Annotated in this window: 13 protein-coding genes and 4 pseudogenes; 8 read left to right on the top strand and 9 right to left on the bottom strand. The window is 60.6% G+C overall.

Features of this window, described 5'->3' with window-relative positions; translation table 11 throughout:
* Nucleotides 1–21: 21 nt before the first annotated feature.
* Nucleotides 22–1,263 carry a DNA recombination protein RmuC gene (locus CCASEI_RS09465; protein ID WP_025387825.1) on the bottom strand — a complete coding sequence of 414 codons (1,242 nt, stop codon included), beginning with the start codon at nt 1,261–1,263 and terminating at the stop codon, nt 22–24.
* Nucleotides 1,264–1,297: 34 nt separating this feature from the next.
* On the bottom strand, nt 1,298–2,761 hold the full coding sequence (locus CCASEI_RS09460) for an AI-2E family transporter (protein ID WP_038575147.1): 1,464 nt from the start codon (nt 2,759–2,761) through the stop codon (nt 1,298–1,300).
* Nucleotides 2,762–2,972: 211 nt separating this feature from the next.
* Here CCASEI_RS09460 and ychF point away from each other — a divergent pair, with 211 nt between their 5' ends.
* The 3 genes from ychF to dld all read left to right on the top strand — a co-directional run bounded on the left by ychF (nt 2,973) and on the right by dld (nt 7,370).
* Complete coding sequence (gene ychF / locus CCASEI_RS09455; RefSeq protein WP_025387823.1) at nt 2,973–4,076, top strand: redox-regulated ATPase YchF; 1,104 nt, start codon at nt 2,973–2,975, stop codon at nt 4,074–4,076.
* A 39-nt stretch (nt 4,077–4,115) separates the two neighbouring features.
* Nucleotides 4,116–5,276: a DNA methyltransferase gene (locus tag CCASEI_RS09450; RefSeq protein ID WP_025387822.1), complete on the top strand. Its 1,161-nt coding sequence runs from the start codon at nt 4,116–4,118 to the stop codon at nt 5,274–5,276.
* A 378-nt stretch (nt 5,277–5,654) separates the two neighbouring features.
* The gene (gene dld / locus CCASEI_RS09445) at nt 5,655–7,370 is read left to right on the top strand and encodes a D-lactate dehydrogenase (RefSeq protein ID WP_025387821.1); all 1,716 of its coding nucleotides are present in this window, start codon (nt 5,655–5,657) and stop codon (nt 7,368–7,370) included.
* A gap of 390 nt (nt 7,371–7,760) precedes the next feature.
* Here the strand turns inward: dld and CCASEI_RS09440 are convergent.
* From CCASEI_RS09440 to CCASEI_RS09430, 3 genes and pseudogenes are all read right to left on the bottom strand, one after another.
* Nucleotides 7,761–8,967, bottom strand: a pseudogene (locus CCASEI_RS09440) (ISL3 family transposase).
* Between the two features lie 118 nt (nt 8,968–9,085).
* Nucleotides 9,086–10,214, bottom strand: a pseudogene (locus CCASEI_RS09435) (ISL3 family transposase); the annotation flags it as partial.
* A gap of 148 nt (nt 10,215–10,362) precedes the next feature.
* Nucleotides 10,363–10,788: a hypothetical protein gene (locus tag CCASEI_RS09430; RefSeq protein ID WP_006822820.1), complete on the bottom strand. Its 426-nt coding sequence runs from the start codon at nt 10,786–10,788 to the stop codon at nt 10,363–10,365.
* 118 nt (nt 10,789–10,906) lie between these two features.
* Between CCASEI_RS09430 and CCASEI_RS09425 the strand changes: the two genes are divergently transcribed.
* Entirely contained in the window at nt 10,907–12,463 is a 1,557-nt protein-coding gene (locus CCASEI_RS09425; RefSeq protein ID WP_025387820.1) for a recombinase family protein, read from the top strand.
* Between the two features lie 173 nt (nt 12,464–12,636).
* Here the strand turns inward: CCASEI_RS09425 and CCASEI_RS14790 are convergent.
* Both CCASEI_RS14790 and CCASEI_RS09415 read right to left on the bottom strand, forming a co-directional pair.
* Nucleotides 12,637–12,927 (bottom strand): annotated as a pseudogene (locus CCASEI_RS14790) (integrase core domain-containing protein); the annotation flags it as partial.
* A 4-nt stretch (nt 12,928–12,931) separates the two neighbouring features.
* Nucleotides 12,932–14,282, bottom strand: a pseudogene (locus tag CCASEI_RS09415) (IS30 family transposase).
* Between the two features lie 139 nt (nt 14,283–14,421).
* On the opposite strand from CCASEI_RS09415, the gene CCASEI_RS09410 reads away from it, so the two are divergent.
* On the top strand, nt 14,422–14,925 hold the full coding sequence (locus tag CCASEI_RS09410; protein ID WP_050808107.1) for a siderophore-interacting protein: 504 nt from the start codon (nt 14,422–14,424) through the stop codon (nt 14,923–14,925).
* A 79-nt stretch (nt 14,926–15,004) separates the two neighbouring features.
* Nucleotides 15,005–15,388, top strand: a complete 384-nt coding sequence (locus CCASEI_RS09405) for an MmcQ/YjbR family DNA-binding protein (RefSeq protein ID WP_006822823.1) — start codon at nt 15,005–15,007, stop codon at nt 15,386–15,388.
* Between the two features lie 20 nt (nt 15,389–15,408).
* Here the strand turns inward: CCASEI_RS09405 and CCASEI_RS09400 are convergent, their stop codons facing one another.
* Nucleotides 15,409–15,849 carry a VOC family protein gene (locus CCASEI_RS09400; protein ID WP_025387818.1) on the bottom strand — a complete coding sequence of 147 codons (441 nt, stop codon included), beginning with the start codon at nt 15,847–15,849 and terminating at the stop codon, nt 15,409–15,411.
* Between the two features lie 75 nt (nt 15,850–15,924).
* On the opposite strand from CCASEI_RS09400, the gene CCASEI_RS09395 reads away from it, so the two are divergent.
* Complete coding sequence (locus tag CCASEI_RS09395; RefSeq protein ID WP_025387817.1) at nt 15,925–16,761, top strand: aspartate dehydrogenase domain-containing protein; 837 nt, start codon at nt 15,925–15,927, stop codon at nt 16,759–16,761.
* A 5-nt stretch (nt 16,762–16,766) separates the two neighbouring features.
* Complete coding sequence (locus CCASEI_RS09390; protein ID WP_025387816.1) at nt 16,767–17,291, top strand: 2'-5' RNA ligase family protein; 525 nt, start codon at nt 16,767–16,769, stop codon at nt 17,289–17,291.
* Between the two features lie 15 nt (nt 17,292–17,306).
* Here the strand turns inward: CCASEI_RS09390 and CCASEI_RS09385 are convergent, their stop codons facing one another.
* Nucleotides 17,307–17,660: a VOC family protein gene (locus CCASEI_RS09385; RefSeq protein ID WP_025387815.1), complete on the bottom strand. Its 354-nt coding sequence runs from the start codon at nt 17,658–17,660 to the stop codon at nt 17,307–17,309.
* Nucleotides 17,661–17,719: the final 59 nt, after the last annotated feature.

Genomic DNA, 17,719 nt, shown 5'->3' with positions numbered 1-17,719 from the left:
CCTTGTAGTTTGGCCAAAACCTCAACTACCGGACGAATAGTTACCGAATAGGTCCCTAGGTTCTTCATCACGTGAAGCTGTACGTGTTGCTGAATCCGCGTCAGAATCTTCATGCGTTGCATCAGCACGCGGCGTGGCCTTGGCCGGTGAAGCTGTAGCAGGAGACAATGTGGTGGGGCGTTTATCAGTGCGGTTAGGAATATCCATCTCCGACAAACGCCGTGCGGTCACCATGACACGGGAGTCCATGGAAGACAGTGTTGAATTGAATGCCTCCACCGCCTTTTCCAAGCTACGTCCGACTCTGTTGTAATGGTCACCCACCGTGTTCAAGCGCGAATATAGCTCGCTACCAAGTCTCTGAACTTCCCGCGCTTTGTCCGAAATATCCTCATGGCGCCAACCAAGCGCCACCGTGCGCAGCAAAGCGAAGAGCGTGGTGGGAGTTGCGATTACTACGTTGCGCTCAAACGCGAATTCCAACAGTTCTGGGTCCACGCCAAGCGCAGCATCCAAGAAAGGATCAGCCGGGGTGAAAAGAACTACAAACTCTGGAGTAGGAGAGAACGCCTCAATGTAGTCCTTGTGCGACAGCTGTTGGACATGGGTGCGCACCATGTGTGCATGCCGACGCAGATAGGCCGCGTGTTCTTCCGGATCTGCGGTTTCGAGAGCATCGAGATATGCAGAGAAAGGCACCTTTGCATCGACCACAATGTGGCGTTCCGCTGACAGATTAACCACCAAGTCAGGCCTGACGGCTTTATTGCCAAGGTACGCCGTTACTTGAGATTCAAAGTCCACGTGCTTGATCATTCCGCCGAGTTCCACGACGCGCTCAAGCTGAATCTCACCCCACCGGCCACGCACATTCGGGGAACGAAGCGCCGTAACCAACTGGTCCGTGCGGTCAGAGAGCCGGGTCGAAGTACGTGACATCGAATGCACTTGGCTAGAAAGCTGCGCAAATGCAGTGGCGCGGTCCGCTTCCAATTCTTGGAGCTGCGAGCCAAGCCGGTCCATCGCCTTTTCCAGCGGCACCATAGTTTGCGCCACGGTTTGGTTGACTGACTTGTTAACCGCCATCGAAAGTTCCGCGGGGTCTGCCTGCGCGGACTGCTCCAATGGCTTAGCTCCCGTACCCGGCGCCGAAGAAAGCGACGGGTAGCGGGAGCTGTGGGCGAACCAGCCGAGGGCTGCGCCAATTAAGAGGCCAAGAAGAAGGCCAACTATTAGCAGCGTGATGGGCAGTGCATAACTCATGAACACACTGTCTCACACGCGTTGGACTGTGGAGTTAGCCGCGGTCCTTTGGATCGAGAATGTGTTCGAAGAAGTCACGGGCTTGCGCGATTTTGCCCCGCGTGGATGGGCGGTCAAAGCCGCGCGGTGCGGCATCAACATCAACAATCCGCTCCAATGCGTCACCGATGCCATCTTGTTGGACATCAGAAAGTGCGGTGGATACTGCCGGTGATTGAACATTTTCAGGAAGCTCAGCAAGGAGCTTGCGGCGGTGTGCACCTTGGGCCTCGTTGTAACGACCCGCAAGATAACCTGCGACGGTAGCGAACTCGATATCGCCAGCATCTTTCTCACCGGACTGCAGCTGCAGCATGTCTTGGATGTAGCGGTAGAACACCGCGATCATGGCGGCAGCTGGAACAGCCAGGAACGCGCCGATGAGGTTGAACAGCGCGCCACCAACAGTGACGGAGACCAGAACGATAACGGGGTGCAGGTTCATGGCCTTGGACTGCAGCCATGGGGAGAGAACGTTGCCTTCCAGCTGCTGAACCAACAAGACCAGGCCCAGCACCAGCAGTGCCTCGGTAAAGCCCAAGGAAACCAGCGCGATCAAGACCGACAGTGCGCCGGCGGCAACTGCGCCGACCAGTGGAATGAAGCCCGCCATGAAGGTAATAATCGCCAGAGCCATGGCCAACGGCACACCAATGGCGTAAAGGCCGATGCCGATAAACACGGCATCGATAAGTGAAACTAGCGCCTGGGCGCGGATGTAGCCGCCCAACGTGTTCCAGCCACGAGTCAACGCCTCGGTCAGGTGCCAACCAGCGCGACGGCTGGTGGCGTGGCGAATCCATGGCAAGAACTTATGGCCATCTTTAAGGAAGAAGAAGGTCATAACCGTCATAACAACGAGCGTGATGAGCAAGCTGGTTGCCGTGCCCACGCCAGAAATGAACGAGCCTGCAATCGACCCAGCCTGCTGCTGGATCCAATTAGCAACCTCATCGACATAACCGCCGATGTCCTCAGAATTCAGCTCCAGCGGCGGGCCCTGTGCCCACAGCTGCAGGCGCTGAATACCTTCAACGGCTTGCAGATACAGTGACTGCGATTGGCGTGCGAAATCAGGTGCGACGAAAGAGAAAATGCCGCCGACCACGAAGATAAACAGCAAAATACTGATTATTGAAGCGAGCGCGGACGGCACCTTGAGCTTGCGCAAATTCGAGGCAATGGGGGAGAGCACCGTACACACAATCAGCGACAGGACGACCGGCAAAATGCCTTGCCAGAAACTGCCGATGATCTCACCGAGCAAGTACAAAAAGAAACCAATGACCACAAGGCGAATAGCCCACAGCGACGCAGACTTAATCATCTCACCTGCAACTACAGTGCGGTCGACTTGGTCTCCCGGTGGGTGAGGTGAGATCGCTTCAAGGCGCGCTGGGTCAGTAGTGTGGTCGAACTTGCCGCTGAGCTGCAGCTTTTCCAGCTCATGCGCTGTCATGTCCTGCGCCTGCGCAGATTCTGCTGAAGCAGTGCGATCAACTGGCTGATCATCGGTATGATCATTGTTTGCGGTGTGCTTATTTCCGCTTTGATCGGGGGTTAGAGAATCTTTAGAACTCACGCTTATATACTGCCTCAAATGTAGTGGTTTTAGGCTACAGCCCGCCCATTCTGCCACACCCGCATTGGTGTGCGTTAGGATTGTCCGCGTGAGTCTTACACTTGGAATTGTCGGTTTGCCCAACGTTGGCAAGTCTACTTTGTTTAATGCCCTGACCCGTTCTGACATTTTGGCGGCGAACTACCCGTTCGCAACGATTGAGCCAAACGTTGGCCTGGTTGAATTACCCGATCCGCGCCTGCGCCGCCTGGCTGATATTTTCGGCTCTGAGCGCATCTTGCCGGCGACGGTTTCCTTCGTGGATATCGCCGGCATCGTTAAGGGTGCATCGGAAGGCGAAGGCATGGGCAACGCCTTCCTGTCCAACATCCGCGAGGCCGATGCCATCTGCCAGGTCGTTCGTGCATTCTCCGATGAAAACGTCATCCACGTTGATGGTCAGGTTAATCCAACCTCGGACATCTCCGTCATCAACACCGAGCTAATCCTGGCTGACTTGCAGACCATTGAGAAGGCCCTGCCACGTCTGGAAAAAGAAGCCAAGAAGAACAAGGATTTGGCTGAGCAGGTTGAAGAAACCAAGAAGGCACAGGCCGTCTTGGAAGATGACCGCACTCTTTTCGCCGCCGCCAAGTCCGGCGAAATCGATCTGGCGCTCCTTCGCGATCTGCACTTGATGACCGCGAAGCCTTTCCTTTACGTATTCAACTCTGACGAAGAGATTCTTACCGATGACGCGAAGAAGGACGAATTGCGTGCGCTAGTTGCGCCTGCCGATGCAGTCTTCTTGGACGCTCAGACCGAAACCGAGCTACTTGAGCTCGACACGGATGAGGCAATGGAGCTTCTCGAATCCGTCGGTCAGACCGAACCCGGCCTGCAAACCCTGGCGACTGCTGGTTTTAAGACCCTTGGTCTGCAGACCTACCTGACCGCTGGCCCGAAGGAATCCCGCGCGTGGACTATCCGCCAGGGCTCCACCGCACCTCAGGCCGCCGGTGTTATCCACACCGACTTTGAAAAGGGCTTCATCAAGGCCGAAATCGTCTCCTTCGACGACCTCGACGCCGCCGGCTCTATGGCCGACGCCCGCTCCGCCGGCAAGGTCCGCCAAGAAGGCAAGGACTACATCATGTCCGACGGCGACGTCGTGGAGTTCCGGACGGGACTTACGTCTGGAAGTAAGAAGTAGCCCGGACGCGCTACGGATGATGACGAAGGAGCCCTATCCGTGTCGAGACTGACGGAACTGCTGCGGCAGGTGCGCAAGGCGGACGCGCAACTTGGTACTGACCTGGAAGCCGAGGTCGCTGCGCTGACCAAGCGTCGCACCTTCGGGCTCGTCTTTGAGCAGCATCAGCCTGAGGCTGTCGAGCTGCCCGGCAGGGTCGTCCGTCGCGGCGACAAGGTGCGGGTGCTGCCTCCGCGAGGGGGGGGGACAAAGGCAGGTGACCAACGGCTGTGGCGGACAACTCGGATCGAGTGCGTCGACGGGCAGCGTGTGGCTCATCTCGCGGAGCTCGACGTCGAAGAACCCGAGACTCGGGCAGTGCTTGCCGACGACGTGGTGGTCGTCGCGGAGTTCCGGGATCGCATCTACCCCGGCCTGGTGGAGACAGGCAGGGTTGAGCGGGGCGGCGACAAGCCGTTCCACACGGTCGTCAACGCTGAGAACTACCACGCGCTGGAGATGCTGACCTATACGCACCGGCATTCCATCGACGCCATCTACATCGACCCGCCGTACAACACCGGGGCGAGGGACTGGAAGTACGACAACGATTACGTCGCGAGTGATGACGACTATCGACACTCGAAATGGCTGGCGTTCATGGAGCGACGGTTGAAGATCTGTCGGGAGCTCATGCGTAGCGATGCTACTCTTGTGGCAACTATCGATGAGCATGAAGTAAACCGTTTGGGCGTGTTGCTAGATCAGCTCTTCCCGGAATCTACGCGGCAACTCGTCACAATTGTCAACAACCCTAAAGGCGTTACTCAGGGATATCTTTCGAGGGTCGAAGAGTATGCGTTCTTTGTATTTGGTCCTGACGCGCGAATCGGTTCGGTCGATGACGACCTTCTGACGCATCGAGACATGGCCGATGCTGAAGGGGAACTGCAGAGGCCTCGATGGAAGGGGCTCTTGCGGTCGGGCGACGACTCGCTTCGAGCTGACCGTAAAGATATGTTCTATCCGGTGTGGTTCGATGAGTCGACTGGGCGACTCAGCCACGCGGGCGAAGCATTGCCACTTGACGAAACTCCTGACTTCAGTCCGCAGGATGGCCTGACGCCGATCTGGCCTATTAGGCGGGACATGAAGGAGGGGCCTACCCGGGCAGCGCCACGCCGTTCGATCCTTGACTACGCGCTACACCCTCATCTGTGAAGAGCCACCAAACCTGGGACGGTTCAAGCGGCGCTAGGCGAGTCTGATTGCTGCGTCGATCTATGGGGTGAGGGCAGTGGCCGACATCGCGGTCCGAACTATCGCGGTCCGAACCTACCGGAGTCCGAAAGTACCGCGGTCCGAAACTATCTGATGCGCATCTTGTACAATGAGGATGCGCGTATGCACATGCATACGCACACGCACACTCCTTGGACGCCGTAGCGAGCTTCCGGGCAGACGGTCGCAGACGTCGTCCCCCTGGCTCGTTTCCCCGCCCATCAAAAAATGAACGACCGCGGACTAGCTCGGACCAAGGCGACATCCCCTCAGCATCATGACGCGCTTGTGATGCAACTGAATATAGGAAGCTTAGAGATGACGCAACCAGGACAGACCACCACGACTTCGCACGAAGCGATCGATGCGTTCAAGAGAATCGTCGGCGACGAACATGTACTGACCTCTGAGCGTGCCACGATGCCATTCAGCAAAGGCTATCGATTCGGCGGAGGACCAGTCTTCGCCGTGGTGCGCCCCGGCACGCTGGTCGAGATGTGGCGGGCGCTGCAGGTATCCGTCGACAACAACCTCATCGTCATCCCGCAGGCATCGAACACGGGCCTGACTGGTGGATCCGGCCCCGGCTTCCAAGACTACGATCGCCCCATTGTGATCATCTCGACTCACCGCATCGATGAGGTGCACCTCATCAACGACGCGCGCGAGGCGATCTCGCTCGCGGGCACCCCGCTGACACACCTGACCGACGCGCTCGCCAAGCACCAGCGCGAGCCGCACTCGGTGATCGGGTCGACATCAATCGGCGCCTCGGTCATCGGCGGCATCGCGAACAACTCGGGCGGCAGCCAGATTCGCAAGGGTCCGGCATTCACGCGCGAAGCGATCTTCGCCCGCGTCAACGACGACGGCAAGGTCGAGCTGGTCAATCACCTGGGCATCTCGCTCGGAGACGACCCTGAGGTCGCACTCGACCGTCTACAGCGCGGCGAGTGGTCTCCCGAGCATGTCACCCCAGCTCCCGAAGACTCGAACGAGACCGAGTACGCCGAGCACTTGCGCAAGATCGTGCCTTCGCCTGCTCGCTACAATGCGAACCCCGAGTACCTGTTCGAGGCTTCCGGCTCGGCCGGCAAGCTGATGGTGTTCGCGGTGCGCACCCGCACCTTCCCTCGCGAAGTGCACCCGACCGTGCTTTACATCGGCACGAACAACACGCACGAGCTCGAAGAGATCCGTCGGTTGTTCCTCGAAGCCGACATGCCGCTGCCTATCTCTGGTGAGTACATGGGCCGCAGTGCCTTCGACTTGGCCGAGAAGTACGGCAAAGACACCTTCGTCTTCCTGAAGTTCATGAGTCCAGCGCTGCAGACGCGCATGTTCTCGTTCAAGACGTGGGCCAACGGCTTGTTCTCGAAGATTCCCGGCATTGGTCCGACCTTCGCCGACACGGTATCGCAAGCCATGTTCAGCGTGCTGCCCAACCAGCTGCCCAAGCGCATGATGGAGTACCGCAACCGTTTCGAGCATCACCTGCTGCTCACCGTCAGCGAGTCGCAGAAGGCCGCGAGCGAGAAGATGCTCAAGGAGTTCTTCGCAGAGCCCGAGCACACTGGTGAGTTCTTCATCTGCACGTCTGATGAAGAAAAGAGCGCGTCGCTGAACCGGTTCGGCGCGGCCAGTGCCGCCACTCGCTACGCCGCGTTGAAGCGCCGGCACATCGCAGGGCTCATCCCCATCGATGTGGCCCTGCGTCGCGACGATTGGAACTGGCTCGAGGTGCTGCCGGAGGAGATCGACGACCAGCTTGAGGTCAAGGCGTATTACGGGCACTTCTTCTGCCATGTGATGCACCAGGACTATGTCGCCAAGCAGGGCGTGGATCCCGAGGCGCTGCACGACCGCATCCAGCACCTGCTGGAGGAGCGCGGCGCGAAGCTGCCCGCCGAGCACAACTACGGTCGCATCTACAAGCTGCCGGAGTCCATGGAAGAGCACTTCAAGGAGCTCGATCCGACGAATACGTTCAACGCCGGTATCGGCGGCACGTCGCCGCACAAGGACTGGGCCTAAGTCCCCAAGGTAGCGCGACGCCGTGAGAGCCTGAGCGATGTCTTATCCATCTCGGGTGGACCTAGGGCTCGACTCCCTAGGTCCACCGGGACGGATGAGTCGAGACATCGGTCAGAGGCTGGGCAGGCCATAGAATCGCGTGGCGGCGAGGGCCGCGCCCGGTCCGAGAACGGGTCATCGCCTCACGCCGTCAGCTGACCCGCGACGGCCGGCACACCGGCGAAATCCTCGCCACCGGCCACATCGACGAGCCCGGAGGCTATTGCTGAAACACATTGCCTGAACATATTGGTGGAGCTGAAGGTGTGTAGGTTCAGGACATCGTTCATAGGTGAGTCGGGACATCGTTCATAGTGGTCCGTGACGATGAGGAATGTCTAAAGCGGCTCTTCACAGATGAGGGTGTAGTTGAGGTCTGAATCCGCCGGACTCGAGCAGGGATCTGGCGATGTAGTTGGTCAGGTTGCGGAAGCCCAGGGCCGAGCCGCGCAGGTGCTCCAGGCGTCCGTTGATCGCCTCTGTGGGGCCATTGCTGGTGCCAGGCCGCTCGAAGTAGGCCAGCACGTCGGTGGCGCGAGCCTTCAGGGTCCGACCGAGCTTGCGCAACTCGTCCAGCCCGGCGGGGACGTCTTGGCTGACGGCGTCGATGAGCGCCTCCATCGCCGCGCGGCCGAGGGATCGGTCCTTCTCGCGGTAGGCCGCGATCATCCGCTGGTAGATCCCCCAGGTCGCCTCGACGGGCACGTGCTCCTCGAGCACGAACAGCTCCTGCAGGCGGGTCTGCTGCTTGTCGGTGAGCAGGCCCGCGCCGGTGTGCAACGTTCTACGCGCACGGTAGAGCGGGTCGTCTTTGCGGCCGCGGTGCCCGTGCAGTTCCTGCTGGACTCGGCGTCGGCACTGGTCGAGGGCATCACCGGCAAGGCGCACGACGTGGAAGGGATCCATCACCGCAGCCGCGTCGGGCAGTTCCTCGGCGGTGGCGCTCTTGAACCCGGTGAAGCCATCCATCGCGACGACTTCGATGGCCTCACGCCATGCCTGAGGGCGAGCGGCGAGCCACTCCTTGAAGACTCGCTTGGAGCCGCCAGACGTGCTCGTCGACGCCGAGCACGCGGACGCCGTCGAAGCGGTTCGGGTCCTCGATCAGGACGCGTGTGCCCTGGGCCAGGACGGCATCGTTGGCGGTGTTCCACGCAACCCCGAGCCCCTCAGCGACCCGCGCGACCGTCAGGTGGGCGATGACGATGCCCTCCAGCGCCCACGCCAGCCCTCGCCGGGAGAGCTTCGCGCGTGGCTCGGCCGCCAAAGACGTGTCTTGGCGCCACACGTGGCCGCAGCCGGTGCACCGGTAGCGGCGGACCGTGACCTCCAACGTCGTCGGACGCCACCCCAACGGCTCGTGGGCCAGCCGGCGGACAACCGTGCCGCGCGCGGTTCCTTCACAGCCACAGCGTCGGCACCAGCGGTCGGGTTCGACGACTCGACAGGCCAGGACCGCACCGGCGGGCTCGAGGCGCTGACCGGTGGCCTCAAGGCCGAGCTCATTCAAGCGGCAGAACATGGTCAGGTCAGGGTCGGTGAAGGTAGCGTCAGGCACGTCGAGGTCTTCCAGATGGGCAGTGTGAGAACTTCCATCATCGGAAGGCCTCGATGCCTACCCGGGCAGCGCCACGCCGTTCGATCCTTGACTACGCGCTACACCCTCATCTGTGAAGAGCCCGTTTCGTCAGTGTTCGGCCGAGCTTGGCCAGCTCGGGCAAGGCGTCCGGGACGCGCTTGCTCAGCGCGGTGATGAGCTTCTCCATCTGCGCTTTGGCTTTCGCCCGGTCGGGTTCTCGGTAGGCGGCGACCATCGCCTGGTAGATCTCCCAGGTCACCTCGACCGCAACGTGCTTCTCTCGCTCGAACAGGCTGCTGAGGCGCTGGCATTGGCGGTCGGTCAGCAGCTTGGTGCCGGTGTGGAGGGTGCGGCGAGTCTTGTAGAGGGGGTCGTCCTTGCGGCCCCTGCGCTTGTGGAGCTGCTGCTGGACGCGTCGTCGGCAGTCGTTCCAGTGCGTCTCCGGCGAGGCGGACGACGTGGAAGGGATCCATGACCGCGACCGCGCCTGGGAGGGCCTCGCCGGCGGCGGTCTTGTATCCGGTGAACCCGTCCATCGCCACTACCTCGATGCGGTCCTTCCATGCCTTGGGGTGGGCCTTGAGCCAGGCCTTGAACGCTGCTTTGGAGCGGCCGGGGATCATGTCCAGCAGCCTCGCCGGGCCGGTCTTGTCCCTGGCTGGGGTGAGGTCGATGATCACGGTGACGTACTTGTCGCCGCGCCGGGTGTGGCGCCAGAGGTGCTCGTCAACACCGATCACGCGGACGGCGTCGAAGCGGGCTGGGTCATCGATCAGCAGCTGCTGGCCCTCGGCCAGGACGGCGTCGTTGGCGGTGTGCCAGGCAACCCCGAGCCCGGCGGCGATCCTTGCGATCGTGAGGTGATCGATGACCAGGGCTTCCAGTGCCCACCGCATCCCGCCGCGGGAGAGTTTCGCCCGCTCGGGCGCGGCGGCGGTGGTGTCCTCTCGCCAGCGGTTGCCGCAGTGATCACACCGGTAGCGCCGGATCCGCACCAGCAGGGTCGTGGGGCGGTGGCCGAACGGCTGGTGAGCGAGGCGACGAGTGATCGTGCCGCGCGAGGTCGACCTCGCCCCGCAGGCGCGGCACCACGGATCTTCCTCCGCGAGTCGACACTCGAGCACCGCCCGCTCGGCCGAGAGGCGTTGACCGACGGCGACCAGACCGAGTTCGTCCAGGCGCGCGAAGGTCGTCAAATCGGGGCTGTCGAAGGTAGCGTTGGGCACGTCGAGGTCTTCCTGATGGCGAGCGTGAGAACTTCCATCATCGGGAGACCTCGACGTCTATCCCGGCACCGACGCGCCCACCCCACACTCCGCAGCTACACCCTCATCTGCGAAGAGCCAGAAATAGGCCCTGACGTGGACCTACGCTCTAGAGAGTGGGGGCGCTCGTGGCTTGGTCGGGGGTCCAGCTCGAGTTCGAGTTTCCTGCCGCGATCTCTTTCGCTCGGTGGTAGAGGGCGCCCGCGTATGTGTCGACCGTTGCCGCCCATGCATGCTGGATGATATCGCGGACATCCGTAGTCTCGCCGCCCTCCGGCAACGTAAACGTCAAGACGCGCTTGAAATCATTGTTGGCGTCGATGTTTGTATCGATGTTAGGCAGCCGGCCATCGAGTTGAAGAGTGTTGAGTAGTTTCTTGAATTCGGGGTCAATCCACATCTCACACAGTGACGCTGACTCTGTGAACCGGGCGCGGTCGGTCTCGGCGAATTCCTGAACGAGCGTCCTAAGCTCGGGGTGGACTCGGCTTGCGTGCTCGGCAAGGTCGGGGAAGCTGAGTGTCAGCTGCGGCATGGGTGTCTCCTGGGGCGTCTTGTGCGTTTGGTCAGATGGTGCAACTCTACCACTGTGCACACTGATGGTGACATCATCAGTTACGGATGGAGCTTACGTCATAATGTAGTCTGGCTACATGAACGAGCGTTCCACCGCGCCCCGCAAGGCAGCCATCTACCTCCGAATCTCACAGGATCGCGAGATGGACGGGCTCGCTATCGACCGCCAGCGCGAGGACTGCGAAAACCTTGCACGATTCCGGCGCTGGGAGGTCGTCGAGACCTACGTGGACCAGTCGAAGAGCGCCACCGACAGGAGCGCCATCCGCCCGGACTACGACCGCATGGTCGCCGACTATTTGCTCGGACGGTTCGGCGCGATCATCTGCTACGACCTCGACAGGCTCACTCGGCAGCCCCGACAGCTGGAGGACTGGATCGACGCCGCCGAGCTGCGCGGCCTCGCCCTCGTCACGGCCAATGGCGACGCGGACCTTTCGACCGACGGCGGTCGGATGTATGCCCGCATCAAGGCGGCTGTGGCGCGGGCCGAGATGGAACGCAAGAGTGCCCGCCAGTCTGCAGCCCAGCGTCAGCGCGCTATGCAGGGGCGCGCCCCGAAGGGCATGCGCCCGCTCGGCTACGCCGTCGACGGTGAGGTGATCCCTCACGAAGCCGAGGCCGTGAAGGCGATCTACGAGCTGTTCACCAGGATCGAGCACCCTGAGTCGCTGCGATCGCTCGCCCGGGCTCTCAGTGGCACCGAGCAGATCGATGGGATCACACCACTGCCCAAGCACACGCACACCGTGAGCGTCGAGCGCGCCACCGCCCGCGCGCAGCAGGGCCTCGAACCTAGGCCGATCGTCGAGGACGGTCCGTGGTCTCCCTCGACCGTGCTGGGCATCCTGCGGAACCCGCGTTACGCGGCGCTGAGCACGTACACTCCGAAGTTTGCTCAGGCGGATGGGAAGCGGCGCCGGATGTGGAAGGCGCAGATCCTCCGTGATGACGCTGGAGAGCCGATCCGGGGGCAGTGGGAGCCGATCGTTAGCGATGAGACGTGGTGGAAGGCGCAGCAGGTCCTCGATGACACGGAGCGGGTGACGAACACATCCGGCTCGACCAAGCGCAAGCACCTCGGCAGCGGGCTCTACCGGTGCGGATACGTCGACGAGGAGACCGGCGAGGTGTGCGGGAGGAAGGTGACCGGGGCACCGCGCGGGTACAAGTGCGCAGGGCACATCGTCCGCTCGGGCGCCGCCATCGACGATTTCGTCATGACGGTCGTCGCCAAGCGTCTTGCACGCAAGGACGCGACGGTGATGGTCGAGGTCGCGGACGGTGGGCCGCATGCGGCAGGCATCGACTCGGCGATCAGCGACCAGCGGGCGCGCATTCTGCGCGCCGAGGCCGACTACGACGCCGAGATCATCGAGGCCCGCGACCTCAAGCGTGTTCGGGACGCCGCAGAAGTGCGTATCCAGGAGCTGGAGGCTGAGCGGCTCATGCAAGGCCGTGCGGGCGCGCTGTCACCGATCCTGGGCGTCGATGACCCTGCCTCAGCATTCCGGGAAGCGTCACTTGACCTCCGTCGTCAGACTATCGACACCCTCGCCACGATCACGCTTCTCCCGCAGCCGCGCGGGCGAAAGGGGTTCAGGACCGAGTCCGTGGTCGTCGACTGGAGGTAGACCACCTGGTTGGGTAGCCACGCGGAGCGTGGCCGGGAGACCTCTTGAGAGCGACGACGTGGCGTAAGCGCGTCGATTCACCGAGCACGACTGCCTGTCGCGCCCGCCGCTCTCCTCGACCACGGAGGAGACCCGCGGGCCTGACCCCCGAAAAGTAGACAGGTTGGGGGCAGTTATGCTGCCTTGTTCAGGGTAGTAGATCGTGACTCAAACACGTCAGGTGGTATCTGTCCGCACCATGAATGCCGGCGTCGGGTGTTGTATCTGATGCACCAGCGGAAGACCTCTTGACGACATTGCAGCGGATTGGCAAAGACTTTCCCATCGCGGATTACCTCTCTTTTCATCGTGGCATTGAAAGATTCCGCCATAGCATTATCAGCGCTGGTACCGACCGCGCCCATGGACTGGGTCACTCCTAGAGCCTGACAACATGAGTTAAACGACGCTGACGTGTACACGGTGAGTTCAACCGGTCGATGCAACACCGGTCTGTTGAAGTAATCGTAGCTGCTTGGCAAATACTTCCGCGGGTGTACGCCAGCCGAGAGCTTTCCGGGGCCGGTTGTTGAGCGCGAGAGCAACTGCTTCGACTTCCTCGGCCGACCACCGAGACAGATCGGTGCCTTTCGGGAAGTACTGCCGTAACAACCCGTTTGTGTTCTCGTTCGTCGGGCGCTGCCAGGGCGAGTGGGGGTCGGCGAAGAACACTCTCGTGCCAGTATCGAGGGTGAACTGCGCGTGCCCGGAGAGCTCTTTCCCGCGATCCCAGGTGAGGGTCTGGCGCAACTGGAGAGGCAGAGCAGACAGCGACGTCGCCAGTGCGGCGTTCATCGCGAGAGCCCCATAGCCGCCCAGCGCGGGACCGGTTTTCACTACGGGCTGCTCGCCCCAACCTTCCAAGCGAGGCAGATGCACTAGGATCGTAGAGCGGCTGGAACGTTCGACGAGGGTCCCGATCGCCGAGCGACCGGTGCCGATTATCAGGTCGCCTTCCCAATTCCCGGCAACCGCGCGATCATCGGCCTCAGAGGGTCGTTTAGAGAGCACCACATCCTCAGTGATGTGTCCCTGTGGCTTGTTGCGTGACCGTTCCCGCGGCTGGCGCAGCGCCCGCCCGGTACGCAGGCAGGTTACCAGCTCGCGTTTGAGCGCGCCGCGTCCCTCGATGTAGAGCGACTGGTAGATTGCCTCCGGGCTGATACGCGTGGACTCATCATCGGGGAAATCGATCGTCAATCGGTGGGAAATCTGTTCCGGGCTCCACGCTAGCGACCACCGTCGGTCAGCCCGATGCGGCTTGTTCAACCCCTTCCAAGGCGAACGCCGCTGGCCCATCGACCACGGTGCCATCAATCCGGTGCACCTTGCCTGCGAGACGGTCCTGCACGTATTGCCGCAGCGCGTCGTTTACGGCTAACTTCGCGGCTTTCGGGCGCTTCGCGGTCTCCTGCGCCTTCCACTGCGCCACTAGCGCTCGATACTCGGACCTTCCGCCCCTAGTCGCCGCGTTGCGGCGCAGTTCTCGGGAGATCGTTGCCGGGTTCCGTCCCAGCTCACGGGCGATTTCACGCACGCCTTTGTCTTTGGCGCGCATCAGTGCGATCTCTTCACGCTCTTCGAACGACAGGTATCGGCCCGATGGTTCGGCCAGACTCAGTGGTGGCATACCGCCAGCGTGGCGGAACCAGCGCATCCCGACGGGGACGGACACACCCACCGCGATCGCAGCTTCCGCAGTCGTTACCCCGGTCGCGATCAGCCGCCAGAACTGGCGCTGCACCACCCGCGACGGAGAAGGCCGTCCAGGCGACCGCATCGGCGGCCTGAGCGCCCGGTCGGCACGCCACTGCCGACGACCCCTCTCGGGCGCATCTCCGGTCTTCGCAATCCAGTCTTTCCTCGCCACCGAACACCTCCGTTGTCAAGGTGTTGCGACGACCGATTGAATCCACCTTGTGATTCACGGTCACATTGAATCGATGGGGCCAGCGGCCAAATTCGCGCTGGAGGCAAAGCCGGGGGACCGCGTGGAATTCTTAGACCAGGGAAGTGCTTTCACCCCAGACCATCCGCATGATTGGACGTTGCTGGTGGGAGATGAAACAGCACTGCCCGCGATTGCAGGAATTTGCCGTGCACTTCCTAAGTCCGCGAGAGGCATTGCAATTATTGAGATTCCGAGCGCGGAGGACAAGCAGAATTTCGATGCGCCTGCCGACATGGACATCAAGTGGGTAGTGCGCGAGGAATCCGCGCAGTCATATGAAAAGCCAGGGGAGCTTGCCCTCAAGGCATTGGCAGAGACGACGCTTCCGAACAGCGAAGTACACGCCCACACCATCGGTGAAGCAGGACTTGTCACCGGTGCACGCCGCCATCTCATCCAGGAGCGCGGGATTCCGAAACGCAACGTGGACTTTGCTGGGTATTGGCGTTATGGGCGTGTGCAAACAAGCTAGGTAGCTCCCGCTGAAGGTTACTACTTCAATGCGTACGATCGATGGCAGATCGCAGTGAAATGAGGTTTTGAGGTAATCCATGGACGGCAACGATTTGCACGAGCGCGCAGCAGCCTGGGCGCAGGAGCTTCCCGGGACGGAGCTGACGCATCCGTTCGGGCCGGACTTCGATGTGTGGAAGATCCGCGGCAAGATGTTCCTGTTTCTTACCGTGTTGGATGGTGAGCCGATTGTAGACCTCAAAGCGGAGCCGCTGGATTCGGAAGCGCTACGCAGCACGCATCAGGACATCACGCCTGGTTGGCACATGAACAAGAAGCATTGGATCACCGTCCGGCCAGGTGGGACGGTGGATGCATTGCTTTTCTATGAACTCGTGACCGATTCCTACCTGCTTGTCATAGAAACGCTGCCGAAGAAAAAGCAACCAGTGGACCCGCAATCCTTCGCTAGGGGCAATTGATTTAGGTCAATTGCCAAAGGTCAGGGTAGGGCGTAGTCACCGGTTGGCCCGGAGTTCATGGCGATTTCCCACCGAAATCCATCAGGATCTGAGAAGTATCCGGAGTAGCCGCCCCATTCACGGCGGAGTGCCGGCGAAGTTTCGGCACCGATGGAAGCCGCAAGTTCAAGGACGCTATCTACTTCCGCTTCAGTTTTGCAGTTGTGTGCCAGCGTTAGCGATGCGATGCCTGTGGTTGGAGCATGTCCGATTTCAGCGGTGAATTCTTCGATGCTCGACAGTGAGAGCATGAGGTGCTGCCCAACCGGGCGCATGAAGACTTCATCATTTTCAAATATGGGCTTCCAGCCAAGACCATCCGCATAGAAGGCCCGGCTTCGCGCAACGTCGTCGACCGCGAGAGTAATAAAGCTAATGCGTTGTTTCGTGAACCCACTGTAGAGGCTGCGAGGTTTAGCCATCCGGAAACCTAGCAGCGAATGTGCGAAAAGATAGACTGGATGCACTTATCAGCTGTGAGACTAAGGAGGGCTGGCATGTCCACCTCGCAACCTCGAGTGTTGTTGCTGGGCTTTGGTGCGATTGGTCGCCAACTCGCGACACTTTTTGACTCGGATGAATTTGACGTCAGCGCATTCGTGCGTGAGGCATCCGTGCATCGTGAACGAGGAACACTCGGGGTGTCAGTTCATGATGAGAACCTTTCAAGCCTCATCGACTCTCACGACATTGTCGTTGAATGCGCCGGTGTTCCAGCTGTGAAAGAATTCGGAGCAGAAGTCGTCGCCCGCGGTAAGGACTTGGTGTTGACATCGGTAGGCGCATTAGCGGATCCCGTGGCGCGCCGGGCTTTGCTGTCCGGACCTGGCAAGGTTCATGTCATCTCCGGCGCGATTGGTGGATTCGATTTGTGGGCAGCGGTGGCAGAAGCGAATGCCGTGGACACCGTGAAGATTCGCACCACCAAGAACGCGCCCGCCCTGGTTCAAGACTGGATGAATGACAAAGAGCGTGAGCGACTGGAAACTGCGACAGAGCCATTCGTACTGTTTAGCGGTACGCCTACCAATGCAATCAAGAAGTTCCCCAGCAACGTCAACGTCTCCGTTGCTCTTGCCTGGGCGACACGCGGCCGCGGTGCTAGCGATGACGAGTTGCTCCAGAAATCACTGGAGCGAGTCTCCGTCGAACTCATCGCTGCGCCCAATCTGAAAGAGACCCGCCATGACATTGAGGTTTCCGGTTCGGCCGGTTCATTTACTTTGGGCAGCCAATCCGCGCCCAGTCCGGTAAACCCTAAAACCTCCGCTATCACGGCGTTGTCGGTCGCGCACACGCTACGGCAAGCACTTCAACAGTGCTTTGAAGGCTAAGTTGTATGGTATCTCCCGATAACATTTTGCTGCACCTGCCTGAACAAGAAGAGCAGTACGTACGGCAATTGTTTGCGCAGTTGGCTGAGCGCGGCTTTCCCGTGCAGAACCAGACTCCGCACATCACCATCACCTTTTCGCCAGAGATGAAAGAGCACGTCAGCGTACGTGCCGCCGAGCTACTTCCGCCAGTTATCCCGGCGCAGTTTCAACGCGTAGGCATCATTGTCTTTGGAACCAAGCGTAAACAAACCGTCGCCTGGCTGCTGGAAACTTCTGAGGAGCTGGAAGCCGTCGCTCGTGAGCTTAGCGGTATCAATCCAGATGGCCGAGGTAAACGTTGGATTCCACATCTGACTGTTGGCCTGCGCTTGCCGCGCGAAATCGTGCCGGACTACATCCGCGCGCTCGATGAACTGACCTCGCCACATTTCAAGGAACTCACAGCGGCACGTGCAGCATTATGGAAGCCACGGCGTCAGGAACTCACGGTTCTAGCTGGGGAAGAAGATGGCCGAACCGAAGGCTAAAACAATCTCAGTGCTCTAAGAGTGCATGCCGACGTTAATTACAGTGCCAGCGGCGTCGCAGTAGAAGAACCTGGTCACACCCCAGTCTTCACGGGTGAGCGGGTGGACACTGTCCAGACCCACGGCGCATGCACGGGCATAACCTTGGTGGACATCATCGACAAAGAGGGACGTATCCGGATTCCCTGGGGCAGTCGAATCTTTCATCATGATGCTGAGCTGGTGGCCGTGGGCATCGGCAAGCGTGGCAATCCAACCGTGATCTATGACCACTTCCATACCAAGAACCTCCACATGCTGCTGAAGCGTCTGCTCGAGTTCGTCGCGGTTGCTGACCGTGGTGATGGGCACGATGCGTTTAATCTTCACATCTTGAGTCTGAACTGTCGCGCGGCAATGTGCAAAGCCTGTATTTCTAGGGGTTCGAC

The organism is Corynebacterium casei LMG S-19264 (assembly GCF_000550785.1).
GTDB classification, from domain to species: domain Bacteria; phylum Actinomycetota; class Actinomycetes; order Mycobacteriales; family Mycobacteriaceae; genus Corynebacterium; species Corynebacterium casei.
This window is presented reverse-complemented; position numbering and strand designations above follow the sequence as displayed.

Bases quoted from the DNA above. Each gene is read 5' to 3' on its own strand.
- CCASEI_RS09465 (WP_025387825.1), bottom strand. From the start codon at position 1,263: ATGAGTTATGCACTGCCCATCACGCTGCTAATAGTTGGCCTTCTTCTT.
- CCASEI_RS09460 (WP_038575147.1), bottom strand. From the start codon at position 2,761: ATGACAGCGCATGAGCTGGAAAAGCTGCAGCTCAGCGGCAAGTTCGAC.
- dld (WP_025387821.1), top strand. From the start codon at position 5,655: ATGACGCAACCAGGACAGACCACCACGACTTCGCACGAAGCGATCGAT.
- CCASEI_RS09430 (WP_006822820.1), bottom strand. From the start codon at position 10,788: ATGCCGCAGCTGACACTCAGCTTCCCCGACCTTGCCGAGCACGCAAGC.
- CCASEI_RS09425 (WP_025387820.1), top strand. From the start codon at position 10,907: ATGAACGAGCGTTCCACCGCGCCCCGCAAGGCAGCCATCTACCTCCGA.
- CCASEI_RS09405 (WP_006822823.1), top strand. From the start codon at position 15,005: ATGGACGGCAACGATTTGCACGAGCGCGCAGCAGCCTGGGCGCAGGAG.
- CCASEI_RS09400 (WP_025387818.1), bottom strand. From the start codon at position 15,849: ATGGCTAAACCTCGCAGCCTCTACAGTGGGTTCACGAAACAACGCATT.
- CCASEI_RS09395 (WP_025387817.1), top strand. From the start codon at position 15,925: ATGTCCACCTCGCAACCTCGAGTGTTGTTGCTGGGCTTTGGTGCGATT.
- CCASEI_RS09390 (WP_025387816.1), top strand. From the start codon at position 16,767: ATGGTATCTCCCGATAACATTTTGCTGCACCTGCCTGAACAAGAAGAG.